Raw genomic sequence first — 18,429 nt, 5'->3', positions numbered from 1 at the left:
CCTCGTCGAACTCGTTGAGCCCCAATACAGGCCCGGACCCAACTCACGTCAATTCAACGATCCTGGTCTTGTTTCGATGTGGCACTTTCAGCTCGGAAAGCAGGAGCATTCCCGGCCATGCCTCCAGCACGCAAACGCTGTCGCATGCTGTAAAAATTCGCGTATTCCAGACACGCCAACGCGGGAGCAAGCTCCCGCGCGGCGACATCCTACCAGTCACCGCCTGAAGGCAGTCAACCGGGCGACCAACAACTTACTTGTGGTCTTTTACTTCTTCGAACTCAGCATCGACAACGTCGTCAGCCTTCTCAGCCGACTCACCTTGCGGTGCCGCGCCTTCAGCTGGCTGAGCCTGTTCGGCGTACATTTTCTGAGCCACTGGCGCGGAGACCTTGGACAGCTCTTCAACCTTGGCCTCGATCGCAGCCTTGTCGTCGCCTTTAACAGCGGCTTCCAGCGCTACAACAGCAGCTTCGATTGCAGTCTTCTCTTCAGCGCTCACTTTATCGCCAGCATCAGCGACCATTTTGCGCGTCGAGTGAACCAGTGCATCACCCTGGTTACGGGCAGCGGCCAGCTCTTCGAACTTGCGGTCTTCCTCGGCATTAGCCTCGGCATCACGCACCATGCGCTCGATTTCTTCGTCGGACAGACCGGAGTTGGCCTTGATCACGATCGACTGAGTCTTGCCAGTAGCCTTGTCTTTCGCGCCTACGTGCAGGATGCCGTTGGCGTCGATGTCGAAGGTCACTTCGATTTGTGGCACACCACGTGGTGCTGGTGGAATCTCGGCCAGGTCGAACTTGCCCAGGGACTTGTTCTGTGCAGCCTGCTTACGCTCACCTTGCAGCACGTGAATGGTCACGGCGCCCTGGTTGTCGTCGGCAGTCGAGAACACTTGCGATTTCTTGGTAGGAATCGTGGTGTTTTTCTCGATCAGCGCAGTCATCACGCCGCCCATGGTTTCGATACCCAGGGTCAGCGGGCTAACGTCGAGCAGCAGAACGTCTTTAACGTCACCGGCCAGTACGGCGCCCTGGATGGCAGCACCCATGGCAACGGCTTCGTCCGGGTTCACGTCTTTACGAGCTTCTTTACCGAAGAACTCGGTCACCAGCTTCTGAACCAGTGGCATACGGGTCTGACCGCCAACCAGGATCACGTCGTTGATCGCGCCAACATCGATACCGGAGTCTTTCAGAGCGATGCGGCAAGGTTCGATGGTGCGTTGAACCAGGTCTTCAACCAGCGCTTCCAGCTTGGCGCGGGAGATCTTCACGTTCAGGTGCTTAGGACCGGTGGCGTCTGCAGTGATGTACGGCAGGTTCACGTCGGTCGACTGAGCGGAAGACAACTCGATCTTGGCTTTTTCAGCGGCTTCTTTCAGGCGCTGCATGGCCAGCGGATCACCCTTGAGGTTCATGCCGCTTTCTTTCTTGAATTCGTCGACGAGGTAGTCGATCAGACGAATGTCAAAGTCTTCACCACCCAGGAACGTATCGCCGTTGGTGGCCAATACTTCGAACTGGTGCTCACCATCAACTTCGGCGATTTCGATCACGGAAACGTCGAAAGTACCGCCGCCCAGGTCGTAAACGATCACGGTGTGATCGCCCTTGGCCTTGTCCATACCGTAAGCCAGAGCAGCTGCGGTTGGTTCGTTGATGATACGTTTTACGTCGAGGCCCGCGATGCGGCCGGCGTCTTTGGTCGCCTGACGCTGGCTGTCGTTGAAGTAGGCCGGAACGGTGATCACCGCTTCGGTCACTGGCTCGCCGAGGTAGTCTTCGGCGGTCTTCTTCATCTTCTTCAGAATTTCAGCCGAGATTTGTGGCGGCGCCATTTTCTGGCCGTTCACTTCAACCCAAGCGTCGCCGTTGTCAGCCTTGGCGATCTTGTAAGGCACCATCTGGATGTCTTTCTGTACGACTTCTTCTTCGAAGCGACGACCGATCAGACGCTTCACCGCGTACAGGGTGTTGTGCGGATTGGTCACTGCCTGACGCTTGGCGGACTGGCCTACCAGGATTTCGCCATCGTTGGCGTAAGCGATGATCGACGGCGTGGTACGCGCGCCTTCGGCGTTTTCAATAACTTTGGCTACGCCATTTTCAAGAACGGAGACGCAGGAGTTGGTAGTCCCCAGGTCGATACCGATAATTTTGCCCATGTTCACTCTCCCGAAACTTTGGATTTGGTTGCCGCAGCAGTGGTGGCTAACTGCGGTAGCACTTAAACGCTTGACTTCTAAATGGGGGCCTTGCGGCTAATTTCAAGCCTGCTCGTCGATCGAAGGCGAAACTGGCGCCGGTGCCTTGCTGACCACGACCATTGCCGGGCGCAGCAGACGACCATTGAGCTGGTAGCCCTTCTGGAACACCTTGAGCACGCTGTTCGGCTCGACGTCAGCGCTTTCCTGCATGGCCATCGCCTGATGAAGAACGGCGTTGAACGGTTCGCCATGCGGATCGATCGCTTCCAGCTGATAACGCTTCAGGGTGTCCTGGAACATTTTCAGGGTCAGCTCGATGCCTTCGCGCATTGGACGGATGCTTTCGTCATCCGGATTGGACAACTCCAGGCCGCGCTCCAGGCTGTCGATGATCGGCAGCAGATCGCCGGCGAATTTTTCCAGCGCGAATTTGTGCGCCTTTTCTACATCCTGCTCTGCACGACGGCGGACGTTCTGCAGATCGGCGGCTACACGCAAAGCCTGATCCTGCGCGCCTGCCAGTTGCTCTTCGAGCACTTGTACACGAGCCGCCAGGTCATCACCCGAGGACTGGGGAGCCTGATCGGCGTCTAGATTTTGCGTATCCACTGTCTGTTCGTCAGCCATAAAATTCTCCTTTCAATATCGTCCGCGAGCTCGACTCGCGCTTCTGCCCAGCTATATGGGGCCGCAAAATCCCGCTTCAAGGGGTGGAAGTGATTAACCCTACAAAAAGCTCAGCATTGTCATTCCAAGGCGCGCTAAGGATTTCGTCGGATCAAGCGAAACGAGCTAAGCGAGGGCATTGTCAGCCAGAAACAAAACACTGTATAAATAACCAGACCTAAAGCCTGGGAGCGGCCTTTATGCTGGTGCACCTGTCCGTACACAACTACGCCATCGTTGAACATCTCGATCTCGAACTCGATCGCGGAATGAGCGTGATCACGGGGGAAACCGGCGCCGGCAAGTCGATCATGCTCGACGCCCTGGGCCTGACCCTCGGCGATCGCGCCGACAGCGGCGTGGTCCGCCCCGGTGCAGACAAGGCCGACATCCTGGCAACCTTCGACCTGGCCGACATTCCTGAAGCCAGCGCCTGGCTGGCCGAACGCGACCTCGAAAACGACGGTCCATGCATCCTGCGTCGAGTGATCACCGCCGAAGGTCGCTCGCGCGGCTACATCAACGGCACGCCCTGTCCTTTGGGCGACCTCAAGGCACTGGGCGAGCTGCTGATCGACATCCACAGCCAGCACGAACACCAATCCCTGCTCAAGACCGACACCCACCGCCGCCTGCTCGACGAGTACGCCGGTGCGACCGATCTCGCCCGGCAGGTACAGCTTGCCGCCCAGCGCTGGCGCCAGACTCGCCAGGAACTGGAGCGACTCTCCAATTCCGGCGATGAGCAGCGCGCCCGCCACCAACTGCTCAGCTATCAACTTGAAGAGCTGGAAAACCTCGGCCTTGGCGACAATGAGCTGGAACAGCTGGAACAGGAACACAAGAACCTGACCAATGCCGAAACCTTGCTGGGCATTTGCCGGCAAGTGGTCGAGCAGTGCAGCGAAAGTGATTCCGGCAATGTCCTGAATGCCCTCACCGCCAGCCTCAACCGCCTGTCGAGCGTGAACAACTCGATTGGCGCACTGGGCGAAGCCAGCAGCTTGCTGACCAGCGCGCAGATTCAAGTTGAAGAAGCCGTGGGCGAGCTCAACCGCTTCCTGGACAATTTCGACGCTGATCCGGCGCGACTTCAATACTTGGAAGAACGTCTCGACGCGATTTACACCATGGCGCGCAAACATCGCATTCAACCGACCGAAGTCGCGGAGATGCAACAGCGCCTGCTGGATGAAATCGAAACACTGAATGCCAACGATGAGTCCATCGAGCGACTGAGCGACGAGCTGTCATCTTATGCCCGCCACTATCAGGAAAAGGCCCGGGAGCTGAGCGACTTGCGCCACCAGGCATCCAGCAGCCTGGCCAGCGCCGTGGAGCAGGAAATCCAGCGACTGGGCATGCCCGGCGGCCGTTTTACCATCGAGCTACGCCCGAACAGTGGCGATGAGCTGCTGCCTAACGGACTTGAACAGGTTGAATTACTCGTCAGCGCCAACCCGGGGCAGCCTTTAAAAGCCTTGGCGAAGGTCGCATCGGGCGGTGAACTGTCGCGGATCAGTCTGGCCATCCAGGTGATCACCGCACAAACCTCTCGCGTGCCGACGCTCGTGTTCGACGAAGTTGACGTGGGCATTGGCGGCCCGACCGCCGAGATCGTCGGCCAGTTGCTGCGTCGACTTGGCGAACGCGGGCAGGTACTGACCGTGACCCATTTGCCGCAAGTGGCGGCACAAGGTCACCAGCATTTGTTTGTGCACAAGGTTCGTGGGGAAGACGCCACTCGCACCGCCGTCTCCAAGTTGAGCAAGAACGATCGTGTCGAAGAAGTCGCTCGAATGCTGGGCGGCATCGATCTCACCAAGGAATCCCTGGCTCACGCCAAAAAAATGGTGGTTACCGCAAAAGTTTAAGGCAAGCAGAAAGCACGAAGGCGACCCTGGGGTCGCCTTCGTTCGTTTCGCGAACCAGGTTCGCGCGACTGCTTACTTTTTCTTGCGTACGTACAGCACCAGATTGTGATCAACCATCTCGAAGCCATACTTGTCGACGATTGCTTTCTGCAGGCGCTCGATTTCTTCGTCGAAGAATTCGATCACTTCGCTGGTTTCGACGTTGACCATATGGTCGTGATGCTTGCCGTCGTCCAGCTCGAAGACCGCATGGCCCCCGTCGAAGTTGTGCCGCACCACAAGGCCAGCTGCCTCGAACTGGGTCAGAACACGGTAAACCGTGGCCAGACCGACGTCCTCGCCAGCCTCCATCAGTGCCTTATAAACATCTTCAGCACTCATGTGGCGTTGCTCGGCGGAATCGAGCATTTGCAGAATTTTGACCCGTGGCAGGGTCACTTTGAGGCCGGCTTTGCGTAGTTCGCTATTTTCAACCATGGTCAGCTTTCTCGCGATGCTGCTTCGCAGCTTCTCTTAATGCGGGTATGATCGGCGTTTACGTTGTCCCAGCCAAGATAGTGGAAGTCGCCCACCGATGCAAAACACCAAGCTCTTGCTAACCAGTTTCACCTTTGTGGGACTGCTCGCACTCGCCGGTTGTTCATTCCCCGGGGTTTACAAAATCGACATCCAGCAGGGCAATGTCGTCACGCAGGACATGATAGACCAGTTACGCCCGGGAATGACCCGCAAGCAAGTACGGTTTATCATGGGTAACCCTCTGCTGACCGACACGTTCCATGCCGATCGCTGGGATTATCTGTACAGCCTGCAACCGGGTGGCGGTGAACGCCAACAGGAACGCATTAGCGTTATCTTCAACCCAAATGATCAGCTTGTCAGCCTCTCTGGTGATTTCATGCCAGGCGTGAGCCGCGACGAAGCCATACTCGGCAAGGACAGTGGCACGACAGTGGCCGCCCCAGCAGAGAACGTCGAGAAGCCGAAACCGGAAAAACCGACCAAGCCAGGCTCGTTGCTCGATCAGATCCAGAAAGAAGTAGACGGTGTAGAGACTGTTCCAGTCCCGACTCCAGAACCACTGGACACCACGCCGCAATAATTTGCGACGCAATAAAAAACCCGGCATGTCCGGGTTTTTTATTGACTGGCGTTTACCGATTCACTGATTCCGGGCTTTAGCCTCGGCCGCCTTGGCCGCACGCAACCGACGAACTTCCTTCGGATCCGCCAGCAATGGCCGGTAAATTTCGATGCGATCCCCTGACTGAACCGGTCGACTATCCGCGTCGACGATCACTTTGCCGAAAATTCCCACAGGACATGCAGCCAAATCCAGCTCCGGAAACGCCTGGCCGATACCGGATTTGAGCATCGCCGCCCGAACGCTCGTCCCTGCCGGCACGGTTACCGACAAAAGCACCTGACGATCCACGGCGGCATACGCCACCTCGATCTCGACTCCTGCCTCAACCATATATTTGCTTGGCCCGCTGGCAGAACGCATCCACCAGCGTGTTGGCCGCCTGATTGAACAACGGTCCGAGTGTTGCGCGAATAATGGGGCCGGCGTAATCGAACGACAGATCCAGACTGATCTTGCAGGCCTTTTCGCCCAACGGCTTGAATACCCAGACGCCGTGCAACTGAGTGAAAGGCCCTTCTTCCAGGTTCATTTCAATCGACTGGCCGGGAACCAACGTATTACGCGTCACGAAATGCTGGCTGAGCCCCCCCTTGGCCACACCGACGCTGGCGCGCATGTGTTCGGGGGAGCTTTCGAGGACTTCAGCTGTTGAGCACCAGGGCAGGAACTCCGGGTACCGCGCCACGTCGTTGACCAGGTCATACAGGGCTTGCGCCGGGTACGGCAACAAGGCCGAACGTGAAATGTGTGTCGTCATGTCAGCGTCACTTCCACAGCTGGGCGGCAAATACTACGAGAATGCCGATGGGCGCCACATAGCGCATCAAAAACAAAGACAAGGCGAACAATGCAGGATTACGGATCGACAATTCGTCGCGCACCGCTTCCCGCCCCATCACCCAGCCCGCAAACACCACGAAACACAAACCACCGAGTGGCAACATGATTCGCGAGGTGAAGAAATCGATCACGCCAAAGAAGTCCAGTCCGCCCGCAGCGCCCCATTGATAGAGGTGGAACAAACCGTCTTCGTTCACGAAAAACCTGGCTTCCTTCCAGATATTGAAGGAAAACACAGTGCCCAGGCCAACAAACCAACAGCTGAATGCCAGCCAGAAGGTCACCCAGGCGCGGCTGATTTTGCTCCGCTCGACCAGGTACGCCACCATCGGCTCAAGTAGCGAGATCGCCGAACTCCAGGCTGCAATCGCCACCAGCACGAAGAACACTACGCCCATCACTTGGCCGAACGCTACGTTACCGAAGGCAAACGGCAGGCTGACAAACATCAGACCAGGGCCTTCGCTCGGGTTCAGCCCTGCGGCGAACACAATCGGAAACAACGCCAGGCCGGCCACCAGCGAAACAAAGGTATCGAGCAATGCCACGCCAACCACGGTCCCGGAAAGCGACGAGTTCTTCGGCATATATGCGCCGTAGATCATGATTGAACCGACACCCACGCTCAGGGAAAAGAACGCGTGCCCCATGGCTGGCAACAAGCCGTCGAGAACTTTTTCCGGCTGGAAGTCGAACATGAAATGCACGCCTTCCATGAAATGCCCGGTGGTCATGCTGTAGCCCAACAGCACAAGGATCATCACGAACAGCAGCGGCATCATGATCCGCAGGCTGCGCTCAAGCCCGGCAACCACGCCCTTGGCGATCACGATCGCCGACAGCAGCAGGAAAATCGTGTGCCAAAGTGTCAGGCGCCACGGGTCGGCAATGACGCTGCCAAAATAGGCGCCCACCTGATCAGGTGTCGCCCCCTGGAAATCGCCACGCCCCATGTCGATGATGTAATCGAGCGACCAACCGCCAACGACGCTATAGAAAGACAGGATCAGTAACGCCGTGATCATCCCGGCAAAGGCGCCCCAGGACCATTTGGCCGAATGCCCCGCCTCCAGCGCCAGCACCTTCAAGGCGTTGGCCGGACTCTGCCGCGCACGCCGGCCGATCAGGGTTTCCGCCAACATCACCGGAATGCCGATCAGCGCGATACAGGCCAGGAACATGAGCACGAAGGCGCCGCCGCCATAGACGCCGACCATGTACGGGAATTTCCAGATGCTGCCCAGCCCCACGGCCGAACCGGTCGCGGCGAGTATGAAAACCCAGCGGCTAGCCCAACTGCCGTGGACAGAAACCTTGTCTGTCGACATTGATATTACGACCAAGCGTTGAAAAAAGAGCGCGCATTGTCCGGGATTCAATCAACCTGCTCAAGCACGCAGCAACACCGTAGCCGACTTGCTTGCAACTCCCTATAATGCCGCCCCTATGGCTAAACAGAAGAAACACCCAACAGGGACCATCGCGCAAAATAAAAAGGCGCGACACGATTACTTCATCGAGCATAAGTTCGAGGCTGGTCTGGTCCTGGCCGGCTGGGAAGTAAAAAGTCTGCGGGCAAGCAAGCTGCAGCTGGTTGACAGTTACGTACTGCTCAAGGATGGCGAAGCCTGGCTGCTTGGCAGCCATATCACGCCGTTGACGACTGCCAGTACCCACGTCATCGCTGACCCGGTCCGCACCCGTAAACTCCTGCTCAACCGGCGCGAGCTGGAAAAGCTCGCCGCCGCCGTGCAGCAGAAGGGCTACGCCTGCGTCTGCCTGTCCTGGTACTGGAGCAAGCACATGGTCAAGTGCGAGATCGCTCTGGGCAAGGGCAAGAAGGAATACGACAAGCGTGATACCGAACGCGAACGTGACGCCGGTCGCGAGTTGCAGCGTGCGGTGCGCAACAAGGGCAAGGAAGATTAATCTTTCGGCCTGAGTTTTGCGGCGCTAGCGAAAAGATCGCAGCCTGCGGCAACTCCTACCTTGGAATACGTTCCTTGTAGGAGCTGCCGCAGGCTGCGATCTTTTTTTGCGCTTAACGATCACATCCCCTTGCGCCGCTCCGCCCGGGCCATGCGCTGCACTTCCTGACGCACTTCTTCCAGCACTTCCTGTACATACAGAATGTGCCGACTGGAAACCTCCCGCGCCTGTTCCGCCCTGCCTTCGATAATCGCCAGGTACAACTCCCGGTGCTGCGTGATCAGCATGTCGCGGGTTTCGGTGCGCTGCTTGTACATGCCGCCGATGTTGGTCACCACGTTGCGCTTGAGCAGATCGAACAAGCCACGAATGGTGTGCAACAAAACCGCGTTATGGCTGGCCTCGGCAATCGCCAAGTGGAACTTGGCATCCGCCGCGCCCTCTTCCGCCCGACTGACTTCATCGTGCCGCGAATAGCAGTCCTGCAATTCATTGAAGGCCGCAGTCAGTCGCTCGCGATCCACATCAGTAGCACGTAACGCCGCGTAATAAGCACAGGACGCTTCCAGGGTGTGGCGAAATTCCAGCAGGTCTCGCTGAGCTTCGGGATTACTTTCCAGCAGTTGTAGCAATGGATCACTGAAGGTCGTGCCCAGGGATTCCACCACATAATTGCCGCCGCCCTGACGACTGACCAGCAAGCCCTTGGCCGTCAACTTTTGAATGGCCTCACGCAAGGAAGGACGCGATACGCCGAATTGCTCGGCCAATGCGCGCTCGGCCGGCAAGCGCTCGCCCGCCTTCAGCGTGCCTTCGAGGATCATGCCCTCCAGCTGCTCGACAATATCGTCAGACAAACGGCGCTGACGAATCTGATCAAACCCCATAACTCGATTTCTCCACGATCCCGACGGCTCGCCGGGGCTCTATTCTGGCCGATTCGCGCCGCGCCAGCACCTGCCAGACAACATTTAACCGAGCGGATCAGATGCCCGATCAGGCCACGCATTCGACAAAAGTTTTAGGGCGGCAAATTGACACACCGCACACAAGACTTTTACCCTAGCCAACAGCGATTGTAAATTGGTCTTACCAATTATCCAAGAACGCTGATCAGTGCCTGACCAACAACAATTAGGGGCCACCCCATATGCAAACCTGGCAACAGCTCTACAGCCCTCTCGGCAGCCTCGGTTTATCCGCGCTCGCAGCCGTCATTCCCATCGTGTTTTTCTTCCTGGCCCTGGCCGTGTTCCGCCTCAAAGGCCATGTGGCCGGCAGTATCACGCTGGGCTTGTCGATCCTGGTGGCGATCTTCGCCTTCCAGATGCCCGTCGACATGGCGTTCGCCGCCGCCGGATATGGCTTCGCCTACGGCCTGTGGCCGATTGCCTGGATCATCGTGGCGGCGGTTTTCCTCTACAAGCTGACGGTCAAGAGTGGCCAGTTCGAAGTGATCCGCAGCTCGGTGCTGTCGATTACCGACGACCAGCGCCTGCAAGTGCTGCTGATCGGCTTCTGCTTCGGTGCCTTCCTTGAAGGTGCGGCCGGTTTCGGTGCGCCGGTGGCGATTACCGCCGCGCTGTTGGTCGGACTGGGCTTCAACCCGTTGTACGCCGCAGGCCTGTGCCTGATCGCGAACACCGCTCCGGTAGCCTTCGGCGCCCTGGGGATTCCGATCATCGTCGCCGGCCAAGTGACCGGCATCGACGCGTTCAAGATCGGCGCCATGACCGGTCGCCAACTGCCGCTGCTGTCGCTGTTCGTGCCGTTCTGGCTGGTGTTCATGATGGATGGCCTGCGCGGCGTCCGGGAAACCTGGCCGGCAGCATTGGTCGCCGGTTTGAGCTTCGCCGTGACCCAGTACTTCACGTCGAACTTCATCGGCCCGGAACTGCCGGACATCACCTCGGCCCTGGCCAGCCTGATCTCCCTGACCCTGTTCCTGAAAGTCTGGCAGCCAAAACGCGCCGCCGGCCAACACATCGCCGGCGCCGTTTCGGCCTCCGTGGTCACCGCAAGCGTCGGTGGTTTCGGCCAGAAACGCAGCACCGTTGCCTCGCCTTACAGCCTGGGTGAAATCTTCAAGGCCTGGTCGCCGTTCCTGATCCTGACCGTGCTGGTCACCATCTGGACCCTGAAACCGTTCAAGGCGATGTTTGCCGCCGGCGGTTCGATGTACAGCTTCGTGTTCAACTTTGCCATCCCGCATCTTGATCAAATGGTGATCAAGGTCGCGCCGATCGTGGCCAACCCGACCGCCATTCCAGCGGTGTTCAAACTTGACCCGATTTCCGCGACCGGCACGGCGATTTTCTTCTCGGCGTTGATCTCGATGCTGGTGTTGAAGATCAATTTCAAAACTGGTCTTACCACTTTGAAAGAGACCTTCTACGAACTGCGCTGGCCGATCCTGTCCATCGGCATGGTGCTGGCTTTTGCCTTCGTCACCAACTACTCGGGCATGTCGTCGACCATGGCCCTGGTGTTGGCCGGCACTGGCGCAGCGTTCCCGTTCTTCTCGCCGTTCCTCGGTTGGCTGGGCGTGTTCCTGACTGGCTCCGATACCTCGTCCAACGCGCTGTTCAGTTCGCTGCAAGCGACCACCGCACACCAGATCGGCGTCAATGACACCCTGCTGGTCGCGGCGAACACCAGCGGTGGCGTGACCGGCAAGATGATCTCGCCACAATCGATCGCCGTGGCGTGCGCTGCGACTGGCCTGGTGGGCAAGGAATCTGACCTGTTCCGCTTCACCCTCAAGCACAGCCTGTTCTTCGCCACGATTGTCGGTTTGATCACCCTGGCTCAAGCCTACTGGTTCACCGGCATGCTGGTGCACTAAGTACTACACGCGACATGGAAAAAACCGACGCCGGACCACGATTCCGGCGTCAGCTATTCACAACCCGGTCTGTAAGGCTGCTGAAAGGATCTCACTCTATATTCAGCAGCCTCAGCGGACGGATAACCGGGCCCACCCGGAGACACGCCTGATGAGCGAGCTTTTTTACAACGCTGTGCCGAATGCGACCCGTGTCGCCCCGCCACTGCCCGAGCCTCGGCAATACCCCAGCGAGAAACCGCAACGGGTGTACCTGTTCGGGACCTGCGTAGTGGACTTGTTCTACCCGGAAGCCGGAATGGACGCGATCCACTTGCTGGAGCGCGAAGGCATCCGTGTCGAATACCCGCAAGGGCAAAGCTGCTGCGGTCAACCGGCCTACACCTCGGGTTACACCGATCAGGCACGGACCGTAGCACGCTCGCAACTGGCGCTGTTCGCCGGGGATTATCCGGTCGTGGTGCCTTCGGGCTCCTGCGCGGGCATGTTGCGTGAACACTATGCCGACTTGTTCAAGGACGAGCCGGACACGCTGAAGCAGGTTCAGGCCCTGGCCGCCAGAACCTTTGAGCTGGCCGAGTTCCTGTTGTTTGTCTGCAAGGTGCAGCTCAATGACAGTGGCGAGCCGGTAAAAGTCGCGTTGCACACGTCGTGTTCGGCACGCCGTGAAATGAACACCCACCTGCACGGCCGTGAGTTGTTGGCGCAGCTGAGCAACGTGGAACGAGTCGACCACAGCCATGAAAGCGAATGCTGTGGCTTCGGTGGGACTTTCAGCGTCCGTATGCCAGATATTTCCGGCGCGATGGTGGCTGACAAGACCCGCTCGTTGAAGGAATCCGGCGCGCACAAGGTACTCAGTGCCGACTGCGGTTGTCTGATGAACATCAACGGCTCGCTGGAAAAACAGCAGGAAGCGTTGCGCGGCCAACATCTCGCCAGCTTCCTCTGGCAGCGTACCGGAGGTGCCCGATGAGCGCCGCCGAGATTATTCCTACGGTTACCGTAGAAGAGGATTTCCGCACCCGGGCTCACGAGGCTTTGGGTGACGCGCAATTGCGAGGCAACTTCCGCAAGGCGATGGATTCGCTGATGAGCAAACGTGCGGCCGCTTTCAGCGATGCCCACGAAAGAGAACAGTTGCGTGCGCTGGGCAATGCCGTCCGCGCCCGTGCGTTATCCAAGTTGCCCGACCTGCTCGAGCAACTTGAACAGAACCTGACCCGCAACGGTGTGACAGTGCACTGGGCGGAAACGGTGGACGAGGCCAATGGCATCGTCCTCTCGATCATCCGCGCTCACGAGGGGCGGCAAGTGATCAAGGGCAAATCGATGGTCAGCGAAGAGATGGAGATGAACCATGTCCTCGCTGAACAGGGCATTGAATGCCTGGAATCGGACATGGGCGAGTACATCGTCCAGCTCGACCACGAGAAGCCTTCACACATAATCATGCCGGCGATCCACAAGAACGCCGGTCAGGTCGCGTCCTTGTTCCATGACAAACTTGGCGTGGAATACACCAAGGACGTAGACCAACTTATTCAGATCGGTCGCAGGGTCCTGCGGCAGAAATTTTTCGAAGCGGACATCGGCGTCTCAGGTGTCAACTTCGCCGTGGCCGAAACCGGCACCTTGCTGCTGGTGGAAAACGAAGGCAACGGCCGCATGACCACCACGGTTCCGCCGGTGCATATCGCCGTGACCGGTATCGAAAAAGTCGTGGAAAAACTGCGCGACGTGGTGCCGCTACTGTCGCTGCTGACCCGCTCGGCGCTGGGTATCCCGATCACCACTTACGTCAACATGATCTCCGGCCCGCGCAAGGAACATGAGCTCGACGGCCCGCAGGAAGTGCATCTGGTGCTGCTCGACAACGGTCGCAGCCAGGCCTTTGCCGATAGCGAGTTGCGTCAGACCCTGAACTGCATCCGCTGCGGCGCCTGTATGAATCATTGCCCGGTCTATACCCGAATCGGCGGCCATGCCTACGGCGAGGTTTACCCCGGCCCTATCGGAAAAATCATCACCCCGCACATGGTTGGCCTGGCGAAAGTCCCCGACCACCCGAGCGCCTCTTCGTTGTGCGGTGCCTGCGGTGAAGTCTGCCCGGTAAAAATTCCGATCCCTTCCTTGCTGCGTCGCTTGCGCGAAGAGAACGTCAAGGCGCCGGACAGCACCCATCAAGTGATGCGCGGCCAGGGCAGCAAGTACTCGCGCAAGGAACGTTTCATCTGGAACGCCTGGGCGAAGCTCAATAGCTCACCCACGCTGTATCGCCTGTTCGGTCTGGCCGCTACGCGCCTGCGTGCGCTTACGCCGAGCAATGTCGGCCCGTGGACGCAAAACCACAGCGCCCCGAAACCCGCTGCCCGCTCGTTGCATGACATGGCTCGCGAGCATCTGGCCAAACAGGGAGATCGTTGATGAGCGCCAAGCAAAACATCCTCGCCAAACTGCGCAAAAGTCTGACAGGCACCACGCCGGTGGCTGACAACTTCGATGTCGATCTGGTGACGCAGCCTTACACCTACACCGCCGAACAACGCATCCCGCAACTGCGCAAACTGATGGAAGCCGTACACACGGAAATCCACCTGACGTCAGGTGAAGCCTGGCCTGAGTTGCTCGCACAGTTGCTAAAGGAACGTCAGTTGCCGAGTCTGCTGATCGCGCCGACCACACCTCACGGTCAACGTGTCGCACAACACTGGGAGAAAAATCCTGGCCTGCCGACACTCAAGGCCTACGATCGCCCAATGGAAGAATGGAAAGCAGAACTGTTCAACGACACTCCGGCGAGCCTGACCGGCACCCTCGGCGCCATCGCCGCGACCGGTAGCCTGATTCTCTGGCCAACGCGGGAAGAGCCGCGCCTGATGAGCCTCGCGCCACCGGTACATTTCGCCCTGCTCAAGGCCAGCGAAATCCGCGACAACTTCTATCAGGTGCAGCAGGAGTTCGACTGGGCCCAAGGCATGCCGACCAATGCGCTGCTAGTCTCCGGCCCATCGAAAACCGCTGACATTGAACAAGTGCTGGCCTACGGCGCCCACGGTCCAAAAGATCTGGTGGTGTTGATCCTGGAGGACCAATGAGTCTACCGGCCGCTTTTCTGCGTGATGCGCAGCAACTGATTCCCCGCGAGCGTCGCTTCGACGACCCGTTGTCGACCCTGGCTTTCGGCACCGACGCCAGTTTCTATCGACTGATTCCGCAACTGGTGATCCGCGTCGAGTCCGAAGATGAAGTGGTGGCGCTGCTGAAACTGGCCCAGCGCGATCAGGTGCCGGTGACCTTCCGCGCCGCCGGCACCAGCCTGTCCGGGCAAGCCATCAGCGATTCGGTGCTGATCGTGCTTGGGGATAACTGGAACGGTCGCGAGATCCGTGGCCAAGGCACACAGATTCGTCTGCAACCGGGCGTGATCGGCGCGCAGGCCAACGCGTGGCTGGCGCCGTTCGGGCGCAAGATCGGCCCGGACCCGGCGTCGATCAACGCCTGCAAAATCGGCGGCATCGTCGCCAACAATGCCAGCGGCATGTGCTGCGGCACGGCGCAAAATACCTATCACACCCTGGCAGGTATTCGATTGGTGCTGGCCGATGGCAGTCGTCTCGATACCGAAGATGCCGCCAGTGTCGCGGCATTCCGCCAAAGCCATGGTGAGCTGCTGGAACGTCTGGCGACGTTGGGGCGCGAGACGCGGGCAAACGCTGAACTCGCCGCCAAAATTCGCCACAAATACCGTCTGAAAAATACCACCGGCCTGTCACTCAACGCCCTGGTGGATTACGACGAGCCTGTGGATATCTTGAGCCACCTGCTGGTGGGTTCCGAAGGTACGCTTGGCTTCATCAGCGCGGTGACCTACGACACAGTGATCGATCACCCGAACAAGGCCTCGGCGCTGATCGTATTCCCGGATGTGGAAACCTGCTGCAACGCGGTCACCGTATTGAAAAGCCAACCGGTGTCGGCGGTGGAACTGCTGGACCGACGCAGTTTGCGTTCGGTGCAAAGCAAACCCGGCATGCCCGCTTTCGTACAGCATCTGTCGAACAATGCCTGCGCCCTGCTGATCGAATCCCGCGCAGCGTCGTCCACACTGCTGCACGAACAATTGGCACAGATCATGGCGTCGCTGGCGTCTTTCCCGGTGGAGAAGCAAGTCGACTTCACTGAAGACCCGCTGGAAAACGCCCGGCTCTGGGCGATCCGCAAGGACACCTTCCCCGCCGTTGGCGCAGTGCGCAAAACCGGGACCACAGTGATCATCGAAGACGTGACCTTCCCGGTGGAACAACTGGCCATCGGCGTGAACCGGCTGATCGAGTTGTTCGACAAACATCACTACGACGAAGCGATCCTTTTCGGACACGCACTGGAAGGCAATCTGCACTTCGTCTTCACCCAAGGCTTCAACAATCCGGAAGAAGTCGCACGCTACCAGGCGTTCATGGACGATGTCGCGCAGTTGGTCGCCGTCGAGTTCGGCGGCTCGCTCAAGGCTGAACACGGCACCGGACGCAACATGGCGCCGTTCGTCGAACTGGAATGGGGCAGCGATGCCTACCAGTTGATGTGGCAGCTCAAACGCCTGCTCGACCCCAATGGCATTCTCAACCCGGACGTGGTGCTCAGCGACGACCCGCAGATCCATCTCAAGCATCTCAAGCCGTTGCCGGCCGCCGACGAGATTGTGGATAAGTGCATCGAATGCGGCTTCTGCGAACCGGTCTGCCCGTCGAAAGGCCTGACCCTGAGCCCGCGCCAGCGCATCGTGATCTGGCGTGACATACAGGCGAAGAAACGCGCAGGGGTCGACACCCGCGAACTTGAAGCCGCGTATGAATACCAGGGCATCGACACCTGCGCCGCCACCGGTCTGTGTGCGCAACGCTGCCCCGTGGGAATCAATACCGGCGAACTGGTGAAAAAGCTTCGCGGCCAGCACGCCACCCATACGAAAACCGCCAATTGGCTTGAAGGCAATTTCGCCACGGCGCTGCAAGGCGCGCGCTTCACCCTGCACGTGGCCAACGGTGCACGGATGTTGTTGGGCGCACCACGATTGGCGAAGCTATCGGCGACGTTGACGCGCTTGTCCAAAGGTCAGGTCCCACAATGGACCAACGCCATGCCGCAACCGGAAAAAGCCATTCGCTTCAGCCCGACGGTGACGGACGAGCGCCCGCGCGTGGTGTATCTGGCCGCGTGTGTTTCACGCGCCATGGGCCCGGCGGCTCGCGACAAGGAGCAAATGTCGCTGTACGACAAAACCCGCGGCTTGCTGGAAAAGGCCGGTTATCAGGTGGTCTTCCCGGACAATCTGGATAACCTCTGCTGCGGCCAACCGTTCGCTTCCAAAGGCTATGCCGAACAGGCCGAACACAAACGCCAGGAGCTGATCGGTGCCTTGCTCCACGCCAGCCGTGGCGGGCTCGATCCAATCTACTGCGACACCAGCCCCTGCACCTTGCGCCTGACGCAAGATCTGGGCGATGTGCGCCTGGACCTCTACGATCCGGTGCGTTTCATCCGGACGCATTTGATGGATCGCCTGGACTTCACCCCGCAGGAAACACCAATCGCGGTGCATGTCACGTGCAGCACCCAGCACCTTGGCGAAAGCCAGGCCCTGATCGATCTGGCGCGCAAGTGCAGCAACAACGTGGTCATCCCCGAAGGCATTCACTGCTGCGGATTTGCCGGCGACAAAGGCTTCACCACGCCGGAATTGAATGCGCATTCGCTGCGCACCTTGAAGGACGCGGTGCAGTATTGCAGCGAAGGCATTTCCACCAGCCGCACCTGCGAAATCGGCCTGAGCCAGCATGGCGGGATCGATTATCACGGGTTGGTGTATCTGGTGGACCGAGTGACGCAAGCGCGCCCGGCTTAAGGGTGACGGATAGAAAAGGGGCATTTTTTGCCCCTTTTTGCTGTGCATCACCATCATCCACCCGAAAAAAAAACCGAATTCCTGCGCGCGGCTATAGTCATTTAGCTAGGCCCTGTGAAAGGGCTTATAACCACCTCGGCCAGCGGCCCCCTTCACTGGCAGCACCGAGCCCTCATGCGCAAGGAGATACTCATGAAGCACTCTGCAATTGCTGGATTGTTCATCGCTGCTGCAATGTTGGCGTCGCCGGTGTTTGCGGCGGATAAGGATCTGTGTGCGGGGAATATTCAACAAATAAGCGATTTCGTGGACAGTGCGCCCTCCCTTCCGGAAGGCACAATGGACACCGTAAAAGCCGCACTGACCAAAGCGAAAGCCTCTCAGGCAGCCGGGAACGATAAGGATTGCGTCGAAGTCACCTCAGGCATCATCACCAAAATGCAAATTCGTAACCCAACCCGGAACTGATCCCTGGCAGGGCCAACCTTCGGGTTGGCCTTCCGCGCCACATTGACGTAGACTGTGCAGGCTTGTTGCTCATTTGATTCACGAGCAATGAGTTCGGGGCCGTTTAGGATTCGACGCCGGTTGCGAAACTTTAGGTGCATGCCGAGTTGGTAACAGAACTCGTAAATCCACTGTTGCAACTACTTATAGTTGCCAATGACAAAGACTACGGCCAGGAATTCGCTCTCGCTGCGTAAGCAGCCTTAGCCCTGAGCTTCTGGTGCCTTCGGGCCCAGCAATCACCAGGGGATGTCTGTAAACCCAAAGTGATTGTCATATAGAACAGAATCGCCGTGCAGTACGTTGTGGACGAAGCGGCTAAAACTTACACAACTCGCCCAAAGCACCCTGCCCGTCGGGTCGCTGAGGGTTAACTTAATAGACACGGCTACGCATGTAGTACCGACAGCGGAGTACTGGCGGACGGGGGTTCAAATCCCCCCGGCTCCACCAAATTATCATCTAAAGACGTCCACGGACGTCTTTTTTTGTGCCTGAAATTCA

The 18,429-nt window shown here is 58.5% G+C and carries 16 protein-coding genes and 1 other RNA gene; 10 read left to right on the top strand and 7 right to left on the bottom strand.

All coding sequences use genetic code 11. The annotated features are described in order from the left end of the window. Positions 1 to 253 precede the first annotated feature (253 nt). Entirely contained in the window at positions 254 to 2,170 is a 1,917-nt protein-coding gene (gene dnaK / locus ACW9JC_RS01540) for a molecular chaperone DnaK (protein ID WP_150731776.1), read from the bottom strand. Positions 2,171 to 2,272: 102 nt separating this feature from the next. Next, positions 2,273 to 2,839, bottom strand: coding sequence for a nucleotide exchange factor GrpE (grpE, locus tag ACW9JC_RS01535; RefSeq protein ID WP_338584633.1), 567 nt, complete (start codon positions 2,837 to 2,839; stop codon positions 2,273 to 2,275). Positions 2,840 to 3,078: 239 nt separating this feature from the next. Between grpE and recN the strand changes: the two genes are divergently transcribed. Continuing rightward, positions 3,079 to 4,752 (top strand): DNA repair protein RecN, encoded by a 1,674-nt coding sequence (gene recN, locus ACW9JC_RS01530; protein ID WP_448106293.1) that lies wholly within the window; start codon positions 3,079 to 3,081, stop codon positions 4,750 to 4,752. Between the two features lie 72 nt (positions 4,753 to 4,824). Here the strand turns inward: recN and fur are convergent, their stop codons facing one another. Further along, positions 4,825 to 5,229, bottom strand: a complete 405-nt coding sequence (fur, locus tag ACW9JC_RS01525; RefSeq protein WP_003197684.1) for a ferric iron uptake transcriptional regulator — start codon at positions 5,227 to 5,229, stop codon at positions 4,825 to 4,827. 97 nt (positions 5,230 to 5,326) lie between these two features. Here fur and ACW9JC_RS01520 point away from each other — a divergent pair, with 97 nt between their 5' ends. After that, a complete protein-coding gene (locus ACW9JC_RS01520; RefSeq protein ID WP_338584631.1) occupies positions 5,327 to 5,854 on the top strand; it encodes an outer membrane protein assembly factor BamE in 528 nt (175 codons plus the stop codon). A 60-nt stretch (positions 5,855 to 5,914) separates the two neighbouring features. On the opposite strand, the gene ACW9JC_RS01515 is transcribed toward ACW9JC_RS01520, so the two are convergent. From ACW9JC_RS01515 to ACW9JC_RS01505, 3 genes are read right to left on the bottom strand one after another with little or no spacing between them, the layout of a single operon-like run. Continuing rightward, positions 5,915 to 6,229, bottom strand: a complete 315-nt coding sequence (locus ACW9JC_RS01515) for an RnfH family protein (protein ID WP_457453141.1) — start codon at positions 6,227 to 6,229, stop codon at positions 5,915 to 5,917. Then, a complete protein-coding gene (locus ACW9JC_RS01510; RefSeq protein ID WP_457453139.1) occupies positions 6,222 to 6,656 on the bottom strand; it encodes a type II toxin-antitoxin system RatA family toxin in 435 nt (144 codons plus the stop codon). Before ACW9JC_RS01510 ends, ACW9JC_RS01515 begins: the two co-directional genes overlap by 8 nt. A gap of 7 nt (positions 6,657 to 6,663) precedes the next feature. Continuing rightward, a complete protein-coding gene (locus tag ACW9JC_RS01505) occupies positions 6,664 to 8,067 on the bottom strand; it encodes a sodium-dependent transporter (RefSeq protein ID WP_457453138.1) in 1,404 nt (467 codons plus the stop codon). 118 nt (positions 8,068 to 8,185) lie between these two features. Here ACW9JC_RS01505 and smpB point away from each other — a divergent pair, with 118 nt between their 5' ends. Continuing rightward, complete coding sequence (gene smpB, locus ACW9JC_RS01500) at positions 8,186 to 8,668, top strand: SsrA-binding protein SmpB (RefSeq protein WP_007933497.1); 483 nt, start codon at positions 8,186 to 8,188, stop codon at positions 8,666 to 8,668. A 119-nt stretch (positions 8,669 to 8,787) separates the two neighbouring features. Here smpB and ACW9JC_RS01495 read toward each other — a convergent pair whose 3' ends face one another. Then, positions 8,788 to 9,555 (bottom strand): GntR family transcriptional regulator, encoded by a 768-nt coding sequence (locus ACW9JC_RS01495; protein ID WP_338584628.1) that lies wholly within the window; start codon positions 9,553 to 9,555, stop codon positions 8,788 to 8,790. A gap of 263 nt (positions 9,556 to 9,818) precedes the next feature. On the opposite strand from ACW9JC_RS01495, the gene ACW9JC_RS01490 reads away from it, so the two are divergent. The 7 genes from ACW9JC_RS01490 to ssrA all read left to right on the top strand — a co-directional run bounded on the left by ACW9JC_RS01490 (position 9,819) and on the right by ssrA (position 18,378). Next, on the top strand, positions 9,819 to 11,513 hold the full coding sequence (locus ACW9JC_RS01490; RefSeq protein WP_338584627.1) for a lactate permease LctP family transporter: 1,695 nt from the start codon (positions 9,819 to 9,821) through the stop codon (positions 11,511 to 11,513). A gap of 151 nt (positions 11,514 to 11,664) precedes the next feature. Next, on the top strand, positions 11,665 to 12,489 hold the full coding sequence (locus tag ACW9JC_RS01485) for a (Fe-S)-binding protein (RefSeq protein WP_457453135.1): 825 nt from the start codon (positions 11,665 to 11,667) through the stop codon (positions 12,487 to 12,489). After that, on the top strand, positions 12,486 to 13,940 hold the full coding sequence (locus ACW9JC_RS01480) for a LutB/LldF family L-lactate oxidation iron-sulfur protein (RefSeq protein WP_457453134.1): 1,455 nt from the start codon (positions 12,486 to 12,488) through the stop codon (positions 13,938 to 13,940). Before ACW9JC_RS01485 ends, ACW9JC_RS01480 begins: the two co-directional genes overlap by 4 nt. Next, complete coding sequence (locus ACW9JC_RS01475; RefSeq protein ID WP_457453133.1) at positions 13,940 to 14,611, top strand: LutC/YkgG family protein; 672 nt, start codon at positions 13,940 to 13,942, stop codon at positions 14,609 to 14,611. Before ACW9JC_RS01480 ends, ACW9JC_RS01475 begins: the two co-directional genes overlap by 1 nt. Continuing rightward, complete coding sequence (locus tag ACW9JC_RS01470; protein ID WP_457453131.1) at positions 14,608 to 17,418, top strand: FAD-binding and (Fe-S)-binding domain-containing protein; 2,811 nt, start codon at positions 14,608 to 14,610, stop codon at positions 17,416 to 17,418. The genes ACW9JC_RS01475 and ACW9JC_RS01470 overlap by 4 nt, the downstream gene beginning before the upstream one ends. A gap of 192 nt (positions 17,419 to 17,610) precedes the next feature. Continuing rightward, complete coding sequence (locus ACW9JC_RS01465; protein WP_150731763.1) at positions 17,611 to 17,886, top strand: hypothetical protein; 276 nt, start codon at positions 17,611 to 17,613, stop codon at positions 17,884 to 17,886. 95 nt (positions 17,887 to 17,981) lie between these two features. Continuing rightward, positions 17,982 to 18,378: a transfer-messenger RNA gene (gene ssrA / locus ACW9JC_RS01460) on the top strand. Positions 18,379 to 18,429 lie beyond the last annotated feature (51 nt).

It is taken from the genome of Pseudomonas sp. SDO5591_S426 (assembly GCF_054070755.1).
This window is presented reverse-complemented; position numbering and strand designations above follow the sequence as displayed.

Bases quoted from the DNA above. Each gene is read 5' to 3' on its own strand.
- dnaK (WP_150731776.1), bottom strand. From the start codon at position 2,170: ATGGGCAAAATTATCGGTATCGACCTGGGGACTACCAACTCCTGCGTC.
- grpE (WP_338584633.1), bottom strand. From the start codon at position 2,839: ATGGCTGACGAACAGACAGTGGATACGCAAAATCTAGACGCCGATCAG.
- recN (WP_448106293.1), top strand. From the start codon at position 3,079: ATGCTGGTGCACCTGTCCGTACACAACTACGCCATCGTTGAACATCTC.
- fur (WP_003197684.1), bottom strand. From the start codon at position 5,229: ATGGTTGAAAATAGCGAACTACGCAAAGCCGGCCTCAAAGTGACCCTG.
- ACW9JC_RS01520 (WP_338584631.1), top strand. From the start codon at position 5,327: ATGCAAAACACCAAGCTCTTGCTAACCAGTTTCACCTTTGTGGGACTG.
- ACW9JC_RS01515 (WP_457453141.1), bottom strand. From the start codon at position 6,229: ATGGTTGAGGCAGGAGTCGAGATCGAGGTGGCGTATGCCGCCGTGGAT.
- ACW9JC_RS01510 (WP_457453139.1), bottom strand. From the start codon at position 6,656: ATGACGACACACATTTCACGTTCGGCCTTGTTGCCGTACCCGGCGCAA.
- ACW9JC_RS01505 (WP_457453138.1), bottom strand. From the start codon at position 8,067: ATGTCGACAGACAAGGTTTCTGTCCACGGCAGTTGGGCTAGCCGCTGG.
- smpB (WP_007933497.1), top strand. From the start codon at position 8,186: ATGGCTAAACAGAAGAAACACCCAACAGGGACCATCGCGCAAAATAAA.
- ACW9JC_RS01495 (WP_338584628.1), bottom strand. From the start codon at position 9,555: ATGGGGTTTGATCAGATTCGTCAGCGCCGTTTGTCTGACGATATTGTC.
- ACW9JC_RS01490 (WP_338584627.1), top strand. From the start codon at position 9,819: ATGCAAACCTGGCAACAGCTCTACAGCCCTCTCGGCAGCCTCGGTTTA.
- ACW9JC_RS01485 (WP_457453135.1), top strand. From the start codon at position 11,665: ATGAGCGAGCTTTTTTACAACGCTGTGCCGAATGCGACCCGTGTCGCC.
- ACW9JC_RS01480 (WP_457453134.1), top strand. From the start codon at position 12,486: ATGAGCGCCGCCGAGATTATTCCTACGGTTACCGTAGAAGAGGATTTC.
- ACW9JC_RS01475 (WP_457453133.1), top strand. From the start codon at position 13,940: ATGAGCGCCAAGCAAAACATCCTCGCCAAACTGCGCAAAAGTCTGACA.
- ACW9JC_RS01470 (WP_457453131.1), top strand. From the start codon at position 14,608: ATGAGTCTACCGGCCGCTTTTCTGCGTGATGCGCAGCAACTGATTCCC.
- ACW9JC_RS01465 (WP_150731763.1), top strand. From the start codon at position 17,611: ATGAAGCACTCTGCAATTGCTGGATTGTTCATCGCTGCTGCAATGTTG.